This window comes from Vogesella sp. LIG4 (genome assembly GCF_900090205.1).
Classification (GTDB): Bacteria; Pseudomonadota; Gammaproteobacteria; order Burkholderiales; family Chromobacteriaceae; genus Vogesella.
In genome coordinates, this window is the sequence record NZ_LT607802.1 from 196,377 (window position 1) to 212,727 (window position 16,351).

The window sequence follows — 16,351 nt, forward strand, 5'->3', positions numbered from 1 at the left end:
CGCCATTTCGTCGGCATGCGCAATGCATTCTGCCGACGCGCCACCGACAATGAGTCATCCCACACAAGGAGGCGACAGATGCGAGACGTCATCATCATCGGCGGCGGCCACAACGGCCTGGTATGTGCCCACTACCTGGCCCGGGCCGGGCTGAAAGTCACGGTGCTGGAACAGCGCCATGTTGTCGGCGGCGCGGCGGTCACCGAGGAATTCCACCCCGGCTTTCGCAACTCGGTAGCCGCCTACACCGTGTCGCTGCTCAACCCCAAGGTGATACAGGATATGGAGCTGGCCAAACACGGCCTGCACGTGGTGGAGCGCCCGCTGTCCAACTTCCTGCCGCTGGATGACGGCCAGTACCTGAAAATCGGCGGCGGCAAAACTTACGCCGAGGTGGCCAGGTTCTCGCGCCGCGACGCCGAGCGGCTGGACGCCTACTCGCAGCAGCTGGAAGTGGCCGCCGACGTGCTGCGCGAACTGCTGCTGCAAACCCCGCCCAACCGCGTGCAGGGCGGCTGGTTGGCCGCATTGCCGGAGCTGCTGAAAGCAGCAAAGCTGGGCAACCGCATGCGCAAGCTGGGCATAAACGCCGAGCGCGACCTGCTGGACCTGTTCACCAAATCGGCCGGCGACTATCTGGACGGCTGGTTCGAAAGCGACCCGATCAAGGCGGCATTCGGCTTCGACAGCATCGTCGGCAACTACGCCAGCCCCTACACCCCCGGCTCGGCCTACGTGCTGCTCCATCATGTATTCGGCGAAGTGAACGGCAAGAAGAACACCTGGGGCCACGCCATCGGCGGCATGGGCGCCATCACCCAGGCGATGGCCAAATCCGCCACCGCGCGCGGGGTGGAGATCCGCACCAAGACCGCGGTCAGCGAGGTGCTGCTGGACAAGGGCCGTGCCGTGGGCGTGGTGACCAGCGCCGGCGAGCGGCTGGATGCGCGCGTGGTAGTGTCCAACCTCAACCCGCGCCTGCTGTATACCAGGCTGGTGGACCCGGGCGCCCTGCCCGCCGAATTCCTGCGCCGCATGGAAGGCTGGCGCTGCGGCTCCGGCACCTTCCGCATGAATGTGGCGCTGTCCGAGCTGCCCGACTTCAGCTGCCTGCCGGGCAAGGCGCAGGCCGAGCATCACGCCAGCGGCATCATCATCGCCCCCAGCCTGGGCTATATGGAGCGCGCCTACCACGACGCCCGCGCCCACGGCTGGTCGCGCGACCCCATCGTGGAGGTGCTGATCCCGTCCACGCTGGATAGCAGCCTGGCGCCGCCCGGCCAGCACGTGGCCAGCCTGTTCTGCCAGCACGTGGCGCCACAGCTGCCGGATGGCGCCAGCTGGGACGACCACCGCGATACGGTGGCCGACCTGATGATAGACACCGTCAACCGCTACGCACCCAACTTCAAGGCATCAGTGCTGGGGCGGCAGATCATGAGCCCGCTGGACCTGGAGCGCACCTTCGGCCTGATCGGTGGCGACATCTTCCACGGCGCGCTGGGGCTGGACCAGCTGTTCTCCGCCCGCCCGATGCTGGGCCACGCCGACTACCGCGGGCCGATCCGCGGCCTGTACACCTGCGGCTCCGGCGCCCACCCCGGCGGCGGTGTTACCGGCGCACCGGGTCATAATGCGGCCCGCGAAATCCTGCGCGACCTAAAATAGCTCCCCAAAGCAAAACGCCACGCATGCTACGTGGCGTTTGTTTGGGTATGTTGGCCGCATGCAGCGGCCAGAGCGGCTCAGGAAGCGTCGGCAGCCTTGCTGCCGGGAGCGGCGCGCTTGCGGCTGCGCGGCTTGGCCGGCGCTGCGGCCTCGCTGCTGGCTGCCGCGGCGGCCTCGCTACCGTCGGTGGCCAGCGCCGGCACGATGACCGCCTCGCTCGCCTTGCCCGGTTCTGCCGGCTGCTCGGCGTCGGCACGCTTGTTGCCGCGCTTGCGAGCAGGCGCAGCAGCCACCGCATCGTTGCCACCCTCGGCAACTGCCGGCGTAGCGCCCGGCGCGGCAGCCTTCTTCGCCTTGCGCTTGCCCGCCGCGGCCACCGGCTCCGCCGCATCGGCAGGCGCGGGTTCCGGCGCTGCGGCAGCGGCTGCCCCGCTTGCAGCCTGCTCCTCGTCCGGCAGCATCAGTTCCGGGTACATGCCGAACAGGCGCTCCATCAACTTGCTGCGGGTATCCATGTGATGTCCCAGCCGCCAGTCTTCCAGCAGCTGCATGGCAATCTTGAAGAAGGCGTAATCGATCTCGTACAGGCGGGACAAGTCAAACGGCTTTCCCTGGTGCAGTGCAATCGCCAGCGATTTCAGCACCTCCAGCTGGCTATTGCAGTCGCCGTCATCCAGCAGTTTTTTCAAGCGCTTTGCAGCATTCATACCGACTCCTTGCTTGTGAGGCGCGACAACCGGCGCCAGCCAGTCCCTGAGTCTAGCGGCAAATGGCGCGTCATGCCGTTTGAATTCCGCCGCAAATCAGCGGCAGTTGATGCCAATCAAATAGCGCAGGCGGCATCGGTTCACGCGATATTCGCCACCATGCCATGCCTTGATCCGACCCGATTCAGCATTATCGTTTTAGATGACAGGACCATTAAAACCGGTAATGTTGGCCGCACCGGCACGGGAATTAATATTTGTAAAAAACTTAGCCGCTGTAGCCAGTTGTCAATTGTGTAGCGCGATGCTACATTCCGCGCGTCTAAATTCCGGAGTGACCTCGGTGGAAAGTTCCAGTTGTCGATCTTGTATCGACCACACACTGGCAAGGTAACCGCAGGCATTCTGCCGCTACCTTGCCTGATCAAGGGCAGGTAGCGGGTTTTCGGCGGTCGGTTCTCGGCTGTCGCATTCTCCTCTCCATTCAGTTTTTCGCTGTCGCCAGGTACTGGCGCGGATCGCTTGTTGACCGGCTGGGCCGGGCAAGTGGCTTGAGCCACGCAGCCCGGCGCCTGCCGGCCTGTCAACACGCTGTCACTTTGGCGTGCTTTACTGCCGCGGGGTATTGCGTTCGCGCTCCCGGCAGCAACAGCCAACGGTACCTTATGAAAGTTGAGCACGATCCAGCAGGCTGGAACGAGACAAGGCGAGAGCAAGCCGGGAAGCGGCATTTACAAACAGTAAATGAGCATTCCGGCCTTGCACTCACCAGGTAACGTTTTAGCAAGCACAGCAGATCGCCCAGCTTCTTGCAGTTGAATGCTGTCATTGCCCTCTACCCTGTGTTGTTTTGCAACGCGAATAACAACCTCTGATGTGGAGTGCTGATGATGTTGGGTTTATTCAACCCGCAAAAGCGTAGCGACGCCCTGCTGGCGTCAACCCCCAATCGCTGGGATTGGGCGCTATTGCCGCTGGTGCTGGCCATTCTGGTGGCATTGGCATTTGGCGCCATGCAAATGGCCCGACCATTTTCCATTGGCCAGTCTCTGGCCATTTCTCTGTCGCCCAGCTATTTACCGTATTACCTGCTGCGCACCATTTTGCGCATGTTTACGGCAATGGCATTTTCGCTGGTATTCAGCCTGGCATTCGCCGCCATCGCCGCCAAATACCGTGCAGCGGAAAAAGCGATGATTCCGCTGCTGGATATCCTGCAATCGGTACCGATTCTGGGTTTTCAGGCCATTGCCATTGCCCCGTTCATTGCGCTGTTTCCCGGCAGCCTGCTGGGCGTGGAATGCGCCGCCATTTTCGCGATTTTCACCTCGCAGGCGTGGAATATGGCGTTCAGCCTGTACCAGTCGTTCCGCACCGTGCCCACCGAGCTGAACGAGGCGGCACGCATTTTCCGCCTGTCCGGCTGGCAGCGTTTCTGGCGGCTGGAGCTGCCGTACGCCATGCCCGGCCTGCTGTGGAACATGATGATGTCGATGTCCGGCGGCTGGTTCTTCCTGGTGGCGTCGGAAGCCATCTCGGTGGCCAACCAGGACATCAAGCTGCCCGGCATCGGCTCCTATATCGCCGTGGCCATCGAAGCCAAGAACGGCGCTGCCATTGCCTGGGCGATCGGCTCCATGCTGGCCGGCATCCTGCTGTACGACCAGCTGTTCTTCCGCCCGCTGCTGGCCTGGGCCGACAAGTTCCGCTTCGAGGAAACCCAGGGCGAGTCGATGCAGCAATCCTGGCTGCTCGACCTGCTGCGCCGCAGTAACTGGGGCCATGCATTCACCACCGCCTTCTGGTCGCTGATGCGCCGTGCGCTGGGCTGGTTCAGCATCCGCTACGACGGCACCAGCAGCCGTGCGGCCAACCTGGACAGCAACCCGCTGTGGGCCCGCGGCTGGGATGTGCTGCTCATCGTCGGCTCGCTGCTGGCGGTGTACGAGCTGGTGACCTTCATCCACAGCGACGTGGGCTGGGGCGAGGCGCTGCACGTGGTTGGCCTCGGCTTCATCACCCTGGTGCGGGTGATGCTGCTGATTGGTCTGGCGTCGGTGGTATGGGTGCCGATTGCGGTGTGGATCGGCCTGCGCCCGGCGTACTCGCAGCGCGTGCAGGCGGTGGCGCAGTTCCTGGCTGCCTTCCCGGTGAACCTGATGTTCCCGATGGTGGTATTCGTGCTGGTCAGCCTGAATCTGAACCCCAATATCTGGCTCAGCCCGCTGATGGTGTTCGGCACCCAGTGGTACATCCTGTTCAACGTGGTGGCCGGCGCCGCCACCATTCCCACCGAGCTGAGGTTGGCCGCAGACAATCTGGGGCTGAAGGGCTGGCTGAAATGGAAGCGGGTCTACCTGCCCGCGGTGCTGCCCAGCTACGTGACCGGCGCGGTAACCGCCAGCGGCGGCTCGTGGAACGCCAGCATCGTGTCGGAGTACGTAACCTGGGGCAAGACCTCGCTGCAGGCCGATGGCCTGGGCAGCTATATCAAGCAGATGACGGAAAGCGGCGACTTCCACCGCATCGCGCTGGGCATCGGCGTGATGTGCGTGTTCGTGATGCTGCTGAACCGCTTCTTCTGGCGCAAGCTCTACCTGCTGGCTGAAGACCGCAGCCGCTGAGGAATACACATGAACAAGAAAATCCTGATCGATCTGAACGATGTCGCCAAGTCGTTCCGCGCCGCCGACGGCACCGAGCGCAGCGTGCTGGAAAACGTCAACTTCACCATGCAGGAAGGCGAGATCGTCGCCCTGCTGGGCAAATCCGGCTCCGGCAAATCCACCCTGCTGCGCATCATCGCCGGCCTGATCCCGGCCGACCGCGGCGCGGTGGAATACCGCCAGCAACCCATCTACGGCCCGGTGGCCGGCATCGCCATGGTGTTCCAGTCGTTTGCACTGTTCCCGTGGCTTACCGTGCAACAGAACGTGGAACTGGGCCTGGAAGCCCAGGGCGTTCCCGCTGACGAACGCGAACAGCGCGCCGACGCGGTGCTGGAGCTGATCGGCCTGGCCGGCTTTGGCGGCGCGCTGCCACGCGAGCTGTCCGGCGGCATGAAGCAGCGCGTGGGCATCGCCCGTGCGCTGGTAACCAACCCCGACATCCTGCTGATGGACGAAGCCTTCTCGGCCCTGGACGTGCTCACCGGCGAAACCCTGCGCAACGACATGCTGGAGCTGTGGGACAAGGATCGCATCCCCACCAAGGGCATCCTCATCGTGTCGCACAATATCGAGGAAGCGGTGCTGATGGCCGACCGCATCATCATCCTGTCCAGCGACCCGGGGCGCATCCGCAATGAAATCAGGATCAACCTGCCGCGCCCGCGCGATGCCGACTCGGCGGAAGTACGCGCGCTGATCGACGAGGTATACGGCCTGATGACCATGCGCCCGGAGCAGGTGCCCGCCGCCGCCGGCACCCCGCTGCAGGCCCAGCTTGGCTACCGCCTGCCGCAGACCGACGTGGCACGCATCGAAGGCGTGCTGGAGCTGCTGGCCGACTCGCCGTTCAACGGCCGCGCCGACCTGCCGCAGCTGGCGGAAGAAGCCGAGCTGTCCGACGTGGAGCTGTTCCCCACCTACGAGGCCATGGGCATGCTGGGCCTGGCGCAGGTGGAACAGGGCGATATCAGCCTTACCTCGCTGGGCCAGCACTACGTGGATGCCGACCAGCAGCGGAAGCAGGATATCTTCGGTCAGCAACTGCTGGCCCACGTACCGTTGGCCGCACACATCCGCCACAGCCTGGAAGCGGAAAGCAGCGGCGCACTGTCGGAAGAGCCTTTCCTCGATTCGCTGGAGGAGTTCCTCGAGCCGGAAGAAGCCAAGCGCGTGCTGGAAGTGGCCATCGAATGGGGCCGCTACGGCGAGATCTACGAGTACGACTACCACACCGGCCGCCTGTCGCTGCCGGAACAAGCGGAAGAATAAGTCGGCACTAGCCCCCCTCCCTTGCTTTAGCCGCTTGCAGTAACAAAAAAGCCCGCCATCACTGGCGGGCCCAGGCTGCGGACAAAGTCCCGTGTGAAGACTCTGCCGGACCCGGCAAAGCCGGGCCGATCCGGCTAAATTATTGAGTCGGCAGCCTTCCTGTTTTCAAAACAAAGCCCTTGCGCGATACGCAAGGGCTTTGTCGACACTCTCAGCCCGCCATCACTGGCGGGCTTTTGCATGCGCTCAACATCCGTGCATCAGAGGTGCTCGTGACGCATCTGCGGGAACAGGATCACGTCGCGGATCGACGGTGCGTCGGTCAGCAGCATCACCAGACGGTCGATGCCGATGCCGCAGCCACCGGTCGGCGGCAGGCCGTATTCCATGGCGCGGATGTAGTCGGCGTCGTAGTGCATGGCTTCGTCGTCGCCGGCATCCTTCTGCTCCACCTGCGACAGGAAACGCGCAGCCTGGTCTTCCGGGTCGTTCAACTCGGAGTAGCCATTGGCGTGCTCGCGGCCAACGATGAACAGCTCGAAACGCTCGGTGATGCCCGGCTGGGTGTCGGAACCACGTGCCAGCGGCGACACTTCCACCGGGTAGTCGATGATGAAGGTCGGGTTCCACAGCAGGCCTTCGGCGCACTCTTCGAACAGCGCCAGCTGCAGGCTGCCCAAGCCCGGCGCCGGCGGCAGCTTGCCACCCAGGCGCTTGATCTCGGCGGCCACCCACTCGGCGTCGAACAGCTGCTCGTCGGTGTACTGCGGGTTGTAGTGCTTGATGGCGCCCACGATGGTGAAGCGGTCGAAGTGCTTGCCCAGGTCCACTTCCTTGCCGTTGTAAGTCACCACGGTGTGACCGGTAGCGGCGATGGCACAGCGGCGGATGATGTTCTCGGTGAGATCCATCATGCGCTGGTAGTCGCTGTAGGCCTCGTAGAACTCGATCATGGTGAACTCGGGGTTGTGGCGGGTGCTCATCCCCTCGTTACGGAAGTTGCGGTTGATCTCGAACACGCGTTCCAGACCGCCCACCACCAGGCGCTTCAGGTACAGCTCCGGTGCCACGCGCAGGTACAGCGGCATGTCCAGCGCATTGTGGTGAGTAACGAACGGCTTGGCAGTGGCGCCACCCGGGATCGGGTGCATCATCGGGGTTTCCACTTCCAGGTAACCCTCGCCCACCATCACTTCGCGCAGTGCCTGCACGATCTTGGAGCGCTTGATGAAGGTATTGCGGCTTTCGTCGCTCATGATCAGGTCGACGTAGCGCTGGCGGTATTTCTGTTCCTGGTCGGTCATGCCGTGGAACTTGTCCGGCAGCGGGCGCAGGCTCTTGGTCAACAGGCGCAGCTCGGTCACGTTTACCGACAGCTCACCCTTGTTGGTCTTGAACAGGATGCCCTTGGCAGCCACGATGTCGCCCATGTCCCAGTGCTTGAACGCGCTGTGCACTTCCGGGCTTACGCCCTGGTCGTTGATGTACAGCTGGATCTGGCCGGACATGTCCTGGATGGTGGCGAAGCTGGCCTTGCCCATGACGCGCTTGAGCATCATGCGGCCGGCAACGGCCACGTGTACGTTCAGCGGCTCCAGCTCGTCCTTGGCCTTGTCGTTGTAGGCCACGTGCAGTTCGCCGGCGAGGTCTTCGCGCTTGAAGTCGTTGGGGAAGGCGATGCCGGCTTCGCGCAGCGCTTTCAGCTTCTCGCGGCGCTCGGCCATGATGTGGTTTTCATCATGCTGCAGCTGGCTGGATTCTTGTTCCGACATGGAAATCTCCGTCAATGGTCTAAGGTTGGCCGCATGCTGCGGCCAACCCTGGGGCGCTTCAAATCCTGGATTTTCGAAGTGCTCCCGGTTATGCGTTACACGCCCTGCTTCAGGCTGGCTTCGATGAAACCGTCGAGGTCGCCGTCCATCACAGCCTTGATGTTGCCCACTTCGTAGCTGGTACGCAGGTCCTTGATGCGCGACTGGTCGAATACGTAGGAGCGGATCTGGTGACCCCAACCCACGTCGGTCTTGCTGTCTTCCAGCGCCTGCTTGGCTTCGTTGCGCTTTTTCAGTTCCAGTTCGTACAGCTTGGCACGCAGCATCTGCCAGGCTTCGTCGCGGTTGCGGTGCTGCGAGCGGTCGTTCTGGCACTGCACCACGATACCGGTGGGGGTATGGGTGAGGCGCACGGCGGAGTCGGTCTTGTTGATGTGCTGACCACCCGCGCCGGAAGCGCGGTAGGTGTCGGTACGCACGTCGGCCGGGTTGATGTCGATCTCGAAGCTGTCGTCCACTTCCGGGTACACGAACACGGAGCAGAACGAGGTGTGGCGGCGCGCGTTGGAGTCGAACGGCGACACGCGCACCAGGCGGTGCACGCCCACTTCGGTGCGCAGCAGGCCGTAGGCGTATTCGCCTTCGATCTTGATGGTGGCGCTGGTGATGCCGGCTACGTCGCCTTCAGACTCTTCCAGCACGTCGACCTTGAAACCCTTGCGTTCGGCGTAGCGCACGTACATGCGCAGCAGCATGCCGGCCCAGTCCTGCGCCTCGGTGCCGCCCGCCCCTGCCTGGATGTCCACGAAGCAGTTGTTCGGGTCCATCGGGTCGTGGAACATGCGGCGGAATTCCAGTTTGGCAAGCTTGGCCTCGACCTCGTCCAGGTCGGCCTTTACCGCGAGGATGGTATCGTCGTCATCCTCGGCCTTGCCCATGTCGAACAGCTCGGCGCAGTCGGCCAGCGTAGCGGCGATGCCTTCGATCACCAGTACCACATCCTCCAGCTGCTTGCGCTCGCGGCCCAGCTCCTGGGCTTTCTTCGGGTCGTTCCAGATTTCCGAATCTTCGGTCAGGCGGGATACTTCTTCCAGACGGTCTTTTTTGCCGTCGAAGTCAAAGATACCCCCGGATATCAGTGTTGCGCGCGCTCAGATCATCGATCTGGGCCTGAATCTGATTGAGAACTTCTGCTTCAATCATGGTGTGAAATCTCCACAATAAAGAACATTTTGAGACTGCAAATACGGTATTTCAGTAAAGACAAAAAGCGCACCGTGCGGTGCGCTTTTGCCTGAACCACTCAGACATCAACCCAGCAGGTGGGCAACGCCTGCGCGTTCTTCTTCCAGCTCGGCCAGGGTGAAGTTGATGCGCTCACGGCTGAATGCATCGATTTCCAGGCCCTCTACCAGCTTGTACTCGCCATTTTCGCAAGTTACAGGGAAGCCGAACATCACGTCTTTCGGAATGCCGTAGGAACCGTCGGACGGAATGCCCATGGTAACCCACTTGCCGTTGGTGCCCAGTGCCCAGTCGCGCATGTGGTCGATGGCGGCATTGGCGGCGGAAGCAGCGGACGACAGGCCGCGTGCGGCGATAATGGCGGCACCACGCTTGCCCACGGTCGGCAGGAACACGTCGCGGTTCCACACGTCGTCGTTGATCATCTCTTTAACGGACTGGCCGTCGATGGTGGCGAAGCGGTAGTCAGCGTACATGCTCGGCGAGTGGTTGCCCCACACGGTCAGCTTCTCGATGTCGGCCACGGCCTTGCCGGTCTTGGCAGCGATCTGGCTGGCAGCGCGGTTGTGATCCAGGCGCAGCATGGCGGTGAAGTTCTTGGCCGGCAGATCCGGAGCGGACTTCATGGCGATGTAAGCATTGGTGTTGGCCGGGTTGCCTACCACCAGAACCTTGACATCGCGCGAAGCCACGGCGTTCAGGGCCTTGCCCTGGCCAATGAAGATGGCGCCGTTGATGGACAGCAGTTCGGAACGCTCCATGCCCGGGCCGCGCGGACGGGAACCAACCAGCAGTGCGTAATCGGTGTCCTTGAAGGCGGTCATCGGGTCGCTATGGGCCTCAATGCCGGCCAGCAGCGGGAAGGCGCAGTCTTCCAGCTCCATGATCACGCCCTTCAGGGCGTTCTGTGCTTTCTCGTCAGGGATTTCCAGCAGTTGCAGAATCACCGGCTGGTCCTTGCCCAGCATTTCGCCGGAGGCGATACGGAACAGCAGGGCGTAACCAATCTGGCCGGCTGCGCCAGTAACGGCAACGCGTACGGGTGCTTTCATCTAAGTACTCTCCTTTGGACGTGATGACAGTTGCGGCACATGCTCTGACCTGCGCATGTTGCTATGCAATACAGCCGGAGTGTAGCACGCAACTTACGGTTTGTGCTCATCACCTTACCCCTTATCGAAGCCGCTTGGCAATGCCTGTCTTGTGTCTTATATAAGACTAGTCTTTACGCTTGATTTATTTGATGTTAAAAAGCAGGCATGAATGCCAAATCCCTTCTTCGCTTGCCGCTCTACGAGCAGATCAAACAGCAGATTCTGCAGCGGATTGCGGACAGCGAATGGGCCAGCAACGAGCTGCTGCCCAGCGAGTGGGATCTGGCGGAACAGTTTGCCGTCAGCCAGGGCACCGTCAGGAAAGCCCTTACCGATCTGGTGAACGATGGCGTGCTGTACCGCCAGCAGGGTCGCGGTACTTTCGTGGCCGAAGCGCTGGACGACTGGGCCGGCATGAGCATGGTGTCGCCGGGCCTGCTGAGCGAAAAGCCGGATCGCCTGGTACGCGAGTTTCTTGGCATCAGCCGTGCACACGCCAACGAAGAGTTGGCCGCAGCACTGGGCCTGCGCCGCGGCGCCGGGGTGCATCGCATCCGCCTGCTGTGGCGCGTGCAGGGCCAGGCAGTGGCACTGGATGAAGTCACGCTGCCGCTGGAGCGCTTCGAAACGCTGGATGCGCGCTGGCTGCGCCAGAGCGTCGGCGTGTGGGCGGTGCTGCAGCAGCATTTTGGCGTACGCCTGCGCGTGGCCGCCGAACAGTGGCGCGCGGTCGGGCTGACAAGGGAAGAAGCGCAGCTGCTGCATGCGCGCGAAGGCGATGCGGCACTGTTTTACCTGCGGGTGGCGGAAGACATCCACGGGCAGGCGCTGGAATGGCGCGAACGCTGGTGCCTCACCGGCTCGCTGGCCCTGACCAGCCAGCCGGCGCAGTAACAGGCAGATATGTCGCAAGCCTGCAAAATTGCGACCGTTTTATGTCCGGCGTCGGCATGGCGACGCTAATTTGCTAGAATTTACGGACATGTTGCACCTGCAGCATCGGTTCGACATGTTTTCAATCGGGTGGGGGCAGCGTCAACGCCCCCGTTCAGTGGACTTCGCAGCCGTAACGTGAAGCCCGATATAACCACTTGGTACATGCACATCCAAGGAAGCTCTATGCAGAAGCAACGACCAAAGCACCTCGATCTGGGGAAGATCAGACTGCCTGTTCCGGGCATCGTCTCGATCCTGCACCGGATCAGCGGCGTGGCACTCTTCTTCGCCCTGCCGTTACTGATTTACCTCCTCTCCGGCTCGCTCAGCTCCGCCGAAACTTTCGACAACTACCACTCGGTAGTTGCTCACCCGCTGATGAAACTGATCCTGATCGGCTTCCTGTGGGCCTTCCTGCACCACGCCTGTGCCGGCGTACGTTTCCTGTTTCTTGACATTCACAAGGGCCTGGAACTGCAGACCGCTCGTGCGACTGCCAAGATCGTACTGGCAGTCAGCCTGTCCCTGACCGTAATCCTGGGGGCGATCCTATGGTAAACCGCAACGTCGTTGGCGCTCACTATGGCCTGAAAGACTGGATCGTTCAGCGCATCACTGCCGTGATCATGCTGACCTACACCATTCTGCTGGTGCTGTTCCTGCTGGCCATGCCGGCCGGCTATGAGGGCTGGAAAGCCCTGTTCAGCATGACCTGGGTGAAAGTACTGACCCAGACCACCCTGCTGGCGTTGTTCATGCATGCCTGGGTTGGCATCCGTGACCTGTGGATGGACTACATCAAACCGGTTGGCGTGCGCCTGTCGCTGCACTCCCTGACCGCGGTTTGGCTGGTGTCCTGTTTCATCTATTCGCTTAAGGTTGTCTGGGGGCTGTAATGACTGTACCTGTTCGTCGTTTTGACGCAGTGATTGTTGGCGGCGGTGGCGCAGGTCTGCGTGCTGCTCTGCAACTGTCCGAGTCCGGCCTGAAAACCGCCGTACTCTCCAAAGTATTCCCTACCCGTTCCCACACCGTTGCGGCACAGGGCGGCATTTCCGCCTCGCTGGGCAACGTGCAGGAAGACCGCTGGGAATGGCACATGTACGACACCGTGAAGGGGTCGGACTGGCTGGGTGACCAGGACGCCATCGAATTCATGTGCCGCAAGGCGCCTGAAGCCGTGATCGAGCTTGAGCACTTCGGCATGCCGTTCGACCGCCTGGAAAACGGCAAGATCTACCAGCGCCCGTTCGGCGGTCACACCCAGAACAACGGCGAGACCCCGGTACAGCGCGCCTGTGCCGCAGCCGACCGTACCGGTCACGCCATGCTGCACACCCTGTACCAGCGCAACGTGCGTGCCAACACCCAGTTCTTCGTGGAATGGATGGCACTGGACCTGATCCGCGACGAAGCCGGTGACGTGGTGGGCGTAACCGCCCTGGAAATGGAAACCGGTGAAGTTTTCATCTTCCACGCCAAGGCCGTGCTGTTCGCTACCGGCGGTGCCGGCCGCATCTACGCCGCATCCACCAACGCCTTCATCAACACCGGTGACGGCCTGGGCATGTGCGTACGCGCAGGCATCCCGCTGGAAGACATGGAATTCTGGCAGTTCCACCCGACCGGCGTGGCCGGCGCGGGCGTGCTGATCACCGAGGGTGTGCGCGGCGAAGGCGGCATCCTGCTGAACAGCAATGGCGAGCGTTTCATGGAACGCTACGCACCGAACCTGAAGGATCTGGCTCCGCGCGACTTCGTGGCCCGCTCCATGGAGCAGGAAGTGCTGGAAGGCCGTGGTTGCGGCCCGAACAAGGACTACGTGCTGCTGAAACTGGATCACCTCGGTCCGGACATCATCAAGCACCGTCTGCCGGGCATCCGCGAGATCGCCATCAAGTTCGCCGGCGTGGACCCGATCAAGGACCCGATCCCGGTAATCCCGACTTGCCACTACCAGATGGGCGGTATTCCGACCAACTACCGTGGCGAAGTGGTGATTCCGCAGGGCGACAACCCGGAAAGCCGCGTGCACGGCTTCTACGCTGCCGGCGAATGTGCCTGCGCGTCCGTACACGGCGCCAACCGTCTGGGCACCAACTCCCTGCTGGACCTGGTGGTATTCGGTAAATCGGCCGGCGACAGCATGGTCGAGTTCATCAAGAACGAAATGCCGACCTGGAAGCCGCTGCCGGCCAACGCCGCAGAACGCTCGCTGGCCCGCATCAGCCGTCTGGACAACCAGACCGGTGGCGAGGACGTGACTGAAGTGCGTACCGCCATGCAGCGTACCGTACAGGCCCGTGCCGCCGTGTTCCGCAACGCCGACAACCTGTCGCAGGGCGTGAAGGAAATCCAGGAAGTGGCCGAGCGCGTGAAGCGCACCCAGATCAAGGACAAGTCCAAGGTGTTCAACACCGCCCGCGTGGAAGCGCTGGAACTGGAAAACCTGATCGAAGTGGCCGTGGCCACCCTGATCGCCGCCGAAGCCCGCAAGGAATCCCGTGGCGCCCACGCCCACGCCGACTTCCCGCAGCGCGACGACGAAGTGTGGATGAAGCACTCCCTGTACTACGGTGAAGACCGTCGCCTGAGCTACAAGCCGGTGCACACCAAGCCGCTGTCGGTGGATTACATCCCGCCGAAAGAGCGTACCTTCTAAGCGGCGACCAGGAGATCGAAATGACCAAAACCCGTTTTTCCATTTACCGCTACGACCCGGACAAGGACGCCAAGCCGTACATGCAGGATTACGAGATCGAGCTTGGCCCGAACGACGTAAAACTGCTGGACGTGATCGTGAAGCTGAAGGCCATGGACGACACCCTGTCGTTCCGCCGCTCCTGCCGTGAAGGTATCTGTGGCTCCGACGCCATGAACATCAACGGCAAGAACGGTCTGGCGTGCGTCACCGACGTCGCCGGGCTGAAACAGCCGATCGAGCTGCGTCCGCTGCCGGGCCTGCCGGTTATCCGCGACCTGATCGTGGACATGACCCAGTTCTTCAAGCAGTACCACTCGATCAAGCCGTACGTGATCAACGACACCCCGCGTCCGGAAAAGGAACGCCTGCAGTCGCCGGAAGACCGTCTGGAGCTGGACGGCCTGTACGAGTGCATCCTGTGTGCGTGCTGTTCCACTTCCTGCCCGTCGTTCTGGTGGAACCCGGACAAGTTCGTTGGCCCGGCCGGCCTGCTCGCAGCGTACCGCTTCATTGCCGATACCCGCGACACCGCCACCAGCGAGCGTCTGGACAACCTGGAAGACCCGTACCGCCTGTTCCGCTGCCATAGCATCATGAACTGCGTTGACGTGTGTCCGAAAGGTCTGAACCCGACCAAGGCGATCGGCAAGATCAAGGACCTGATGGTCAAGCGTGCCGTATGACCGATATCGATCCGGTTGAAATCAAACGGATCCGCTGGCGCTCCCGCCGCGGCCTGCTCGAACTCGACCTGGTGCTGGAACGTTTCCTCGCCAGTCGTTTCGAACAGCTCACCGCGGCGGAGCTGGCCGCGTACAGGAAGTGTCTGGATCTCGACGACACCGACTTCCTGGACTACGTCAACGGCAAGGCGGAAGTGCCCGATCCCGAACTGACACACATCATCGGGATCTTGCGGACAGTCTGACTGGCCGCTGCAGCAAACACATTACAACGACCACAAACTGAAACTGGGAGTATTGCTGTGGAAAACAATCGCAAAGTAACGCTCACCTATAACGAAGGCAAGGACTCGCTGGACCTGCCGGTACTGCCGGGCACCCTCGGTCCGGACGTCGTTGACATCCGCGCCTTCTCCAAGACCGGCATGTTCACCTTCGACCCGGGTTTCCTGGCCACCGCCAGCTGCGAATCGCAGATCACCTTCATCGACGGCGATCTGGGCCAGCTGTACTACCGCGGCTACCCGATCGAGCAACTGGCCGAGAACAGTGACTACCTGGAAGTGTGCTACCTGCTGCTGAACGGCGAACTGCCGAACGCGGCACAGCGCAAGGAGTTCGAGCGCGGCATCATGCGTCACAACATGCTGCACGACCAGATCATCAGCTTCTACAAGGGTTTCCGCCGCGACGCGCACCCGATGGCAGTGATGGTGGGTGTAGTGGGTGCGCTGTCCGCCTTCTACCACGACTCGCTGGACATCAATAACGCGGAACACCGCAAGATTTCGGCACACCGCCTGATCGCCAAGCTGCCGAACATCGCAGCCCAGGCTTACCGCTACAACAAGGGCCTGCCGTTCTCCTACCCGAAAAACGGCCTGACCTTTGCCGAGAACTTCCTGCACATGATGTTCTCCACCCCGTGCGAAGAGTACAAGGTGAACCCGGTAACCGCGCGCGCACTGGACCGCATCTTCACCCTGCACGCCGACCACGAGCAGAACGCCTCCACCTCCACCGTGCGTCTGGCCGGCTCCTCCGGTGCCAACCCGTTCGCGTGTATCGCCGCCGGTATCGCCTGCCTGTGGGGCCCGTCCCACGGTGGCGCCAACGAGGCCGTACTGAAGATGCTGGACGAAATCGGCAGCGTGGATCACGTAGCCGACTTCATGCAGGGCGTGAAGGACAAGCGCTACAAACTGATGGGCTTCGGCCACCGCGTGTACAAGAACATGGACCCGCGCGCCGCCATCATGAAGCAGACCTGCGACGAAGTGCTGACCGAACTGGGTCTGCAGGACGATCCGAAGTTCAAGCTGGCCATGGCACTGGAAAAGATTGCGCTGGAAGACCCGTACTTCATCGAGCGCAAGCTGTACCCGAACGTGGACTTCTACTCCGGCATCGTGCTGTCCGCCATCGGCATCCCGGTATCCATGTTCACCCCGATCTTCGCCCTGGCACGCACCGTGGGCTGGATCTCGCACTGGACCGAAATGATCGCCGACCCGGGCATGAAGATCGGTCGTCCGCGCCAGCTGTACACCGGCTCGCCGCGCCGCGACTTCGTACCGGTAGACAAGCGCTAACGGTATGACGCA

15 protein-coding genes are annotated in these 16,351 nt (G+C 62.1%); 11 read left to right on the forward strand and 4 right to left on the reverse strand.

The window, feature by feature from the left end; translation table 11 throughout:
- Nucleotides 1–78: 78 nt before the first annotated feature.
- Nucleotides 79–1,668, forward strand: a complete 1,590-nt coding sequence (locus PSELUDRAFT_RS00910) for an NAD(P)/FAD-dependent oxidoreductase (protein WP_088965070.1) — start codon at nt 79–81, stop codon at nt 1,666–1,668.
- Nucleotides 1,669–1,745: 77 nt separating this feature from the next.
- Here the strand turns inward: PSELUDRAFT_RS00910 and PSELUDRAFT_RS00915 are convergent, their stop codons facing one another.
- Nucleotides 1,746–2,375, reverse strand: a complete 630-nt coding sequence (locus PSELUDRAFT_RS00915; RefSeq protein ID WP_088965071.1) for a hypothetical protein — start codon at nt 2,373–2,375, stop codon at nt 1,746–1,748.
- Between the two features lie 72 nt (nt 2,376–2,447).
- On the opposite strand from PSELUDRAFT_RS00915, the gene PSELUDRAFT_RS19125 reads away from it, so the two are divergent.
- The 3 genes from PSELUDRAFT_RS19125 (at nt 2,448) to PSELUDRAFT_RS00925 (ending at nt 6,313) form a co-directional block, all read left to right on the forward strand.
- Entirely contained in the window at nt 2,448–2,675 is a 228-nt protein-coding gene (locus PSELUDRAFT_RS19125; protein ID WP_157724980.1) for a hypothetical protein, read from the forward strand.
- 821 nt (nt 2,676–3,496) lie between these two features.
- Nucleotides 3,497–4,999, forward strand: coding sequence for an ABC transporter permease subunit (locus tag PSELUDRAFT_RS00920; protein ID WP_231895277.1), 1,503 nt, complete (start codon nt 3,497–3,499; stop codon nt 4,997–4,999).
- Between the two features lie 9 nt (nt 5,000–5,008).
- Nucleotides 5,009–6,313 (forward strand): AAA-associated domain-containing protein, encoded by a 1,305-nt coding sequence (locus PSELUDRAFT_RS00925; RefSeq protein WP_088965072.1) that lies wholly within the window; start codon nt 5,009–5,011, stop codon nt 6,311–6,313.
- A gap of 260 nt (nt 6,314–6,573) precedes the next feature.
- Here the strand turns inward: PSELUDRAFT_RS00925 and lysS are convergent, their stop codons facing one another.
- The 3 genes from lysS to PSELUDRAFT_RS00940 all read right to left on the reverse strand — a co-directional run bounded on the left by lysS (nt 6,574) and on the right by PSELUDRAFT_RS00940 (nt 10,382).
- Nucleotides 6,574–8,085: a lysine--tRNA ligase gene (lysS, locus tag PSELUDRAFT_RS00930; RefSeq protein WP_088965073.1), complete on the reverse strand. Its 1,512-nt coding sequence runs from the start codon at nt 8,083–8,085 to the stop codon at nt 6,574–6,576.
- 95 nt (nt 8,086–8,180) lie between these two features.
- A protein-coding gene (gene prfB, locus PSELUDRAFT_RS00935) for a peptide chain release factor 2 (RefSeq protein WP_157725185.1) occupies nt 8,181–9,285 on the reverse strand; the annotation gives its coding sequence in 2 pieces (ribosomal slippage) (nt 8,181–9,203 and nt 9,205–9,285; 1,104 coding nt in all).
- Between the two features lie 110 nt (nt 9,286–9,395).
- Nucleotides 9,396–10,382 carry a malate dehydrogenase gene (locus tag PSELUDRAFT_RS00940; RefSeq protein ID WP_088965075.1) on the reverse strand — a complete coding sequence of 329 codons (987 nt, stop codon included), beginning with the start codon at nt 10,380–10,382 and terminating at the stop codon, nt 9,396–9,398.
- A gap of 207 nt (nt 10,383–10,589) precedes the next feature.
- On the opposite strand from PSELUDRAFT_RS00940, the gene PSELUDRAFT_RS00945 reads away from it, so the two are divergent.
- From PSELUDRAFT_RS00945 to gltA, 7 genes are all read left to right on the forward strand, one after another.
- The gene (locus PSELUDRAFT_RS00945; RefSeq protein WP_088965076.1) at nt 10,590–11,318 is read left to right on the forward strand and encodes a GntR family transcriptional regulator; all 729 of its coding nucleotides are present in this window, start codon (nt 10,590–10,592) and stop codon (nt 11,316–11,318) included.
- 225 nt (nt 11,319–11,543) lie between these two features.
- On the forward strand, nt 11,544–11,918 hold the full coding sequence (gene sdhC, locus PSELUDRAFT_RS00950; RefSeq protein WP_088965077.1) for a succinate dehydrogenase, cytochrome b556 subunit: 375 nt from the start codon (nt 11,544–11,546) through the stop codon (nt 11,916–11,918).
- Nucleotides 11,912–12,256, forward strand: a complete 345-nt coding sequence (gene sdhD, locus PSELUDRAFT_RS00955; RefSeq protein ID WP_088965078.1) for a succinate dehydrogenase, hydrophobic membrane anchor protein — start codon at nt 11,912–11,914, stop codon at nt 12,254–12,256. Before sdhC ends, sdhD begins: the two co-directional genes overlap by 7 nt.
- Nucleotides 12,256–14,022, forward strand: a complete 1,767-nt coding sequence (gene sdhA, locus PSELUDRAFT_RS00960) for a succinate dehydrogenase flavoprotein subunit (RefSeq protein ID WP_088965079.1) — start codon at nt 12,256–12,258, stop codon at nt 14,020–14,022. Before sdhD ends, sdhA begins: the two co-directional genes overlap by 1 nt.
- Nucleotides 14,023–14,042: 20 nt before the next feature.
- Nucleotides 14,043–14,747 carry a succinate dehydrogenase iron-sulfur subunit gene (locus tag PSELUDRAFT_RS00965; protein ID WP_088965080.1) on the forward strand — a complete coding sequence of 235 codons (705 nt, stop codon included), beginning with the start codon at nt 14,043–14,045 and terminating at the stop codon, nt 14,745–14,747.
- Nucleotides 14,744–14,992, forward strand: a complete 249-nt coding sequence (locus PSELUDRAFT_RS00970; protein ID WP_088965081.1) for a succinate dehydrogenase assembly factor 2 — start codon at nt 14,744–14,746, stop codon at nt 14,990–14,992. The genes PSELUDRAFT_RS00965 and PSELUDRAFT_RS00970 overlap by 4 nt, the downstream gene beginning before the upstream one ends.
- Nucleotides 14,993–15,049: 57 nt before the next feature.
- Nucleotides 15,050–16,339 carry a citrate synthase gene (gene gltA / locus PSELUDRAFT_RS00975; RefSeq protein ID WP_088965082.1) on the forward strand — a complete coding sequence of 430 codons (1,290 nt, stop codon included), beginning with the start codon at nt 15,050–15,052 and terminating at the stop codon, nt 16,337–16,339.
- Nucleotides 16,340–16,351 lie beyond the last annotated feature (12 nt).

Bases quoted from the DNA above. Each gene is read 5' to 3' on its own strand.
- PSELUDRAFT_RS00940 (WP_088965075.1), bottom strand. From the start codon at position 10,382: ATGAAAGCACCCGTACGCGTTGCCGTTACTGGCGCAGCCGGCCAGATT.
- PSELUDRAFT_RS00910 (WP_088965070.1), top strand. From the start codon at position 79: ATGCGAGACGTCATCATCATCGGCGGCGGCCACAACGGCCTGGTATGT.
- sdhC (WP_088965077.1), top strand. From the start codon at position 11,544: ATGCAGAAGCAACGACCAAAGCACCTCGATCTGGGGAAGATCAGACTG.
- PSELUDRAFT_RS00965 (WP_088965080.1), top strand. From the start codon at position 14,043: ATGACCAAAACCCGTTTTTCCATTTACCGCTACGACCCGGACAAGGAC.
- sdhA (WP_088965079.1), top strand. From the start codon at position 12,256: ATGACTGTACCTGTTCGTCGTTTTGACGCAGTGATTGTTGGCGGCGGT.
- PSELUDRAFT_RS00915 (WP_088965071.1), bottom strand. From the start codon at position 2,375: ATGAATGCTGCAAAGCGCTTGAAAAAACTGCTGGATGACGGCGACTGC.
- sdhD (WP_088965078.1), top strand. From the start codon at position 11,912: ATGGTAAACCGCAACGTCGTTGGCGCTCACTATGGCCTGAAAGACTGG.
- PSELUDRAFT_RS19125 (WP_157724980.1), top strand. From the start codon at position 2,448: ATGCCGTTTGAATTCCGCCGCAAATCAGCGGCAGTTGATGCCAATCAA.
- lysS (WP_088965073.1), bottom strand. From the start codon at position 8,085: ATGTCGGAACAAGAATCCAGCCAGCTGCAGCATGATGAAAACCACATC.
- PSELUDRAFT_RS00945 (WP_088965076.1), top strand. From the start codon at position 10,590: ATGAATGCCAAATCCCTTCTTCGCTTGCCGCTCTACGAGCAGATCAAA.
- PSELUDRAFT_RS00970 (WP_088965081.1), top strand. From the start codon at position 14,744: ATGACCGATATCGATCCGGTTGAAATCAAACGGATCCGCTGGCGCTCC.
- PSELUDRAFT_RS00925 (WP_088965072.1), top strand. From the start codon at position 5,009: ATGAACAAGAAAATCCTGATCGATCTGAACGATGTCGCCAAGTCGTTC.
- PSELUDRAFT_RS00920 (WP_231895277.1), top strand. From the start codon at position 3,497: ATGGCATTTTCGCTGGTATTCAGCCTGGCATTCGCCGCCATCGCCGCC.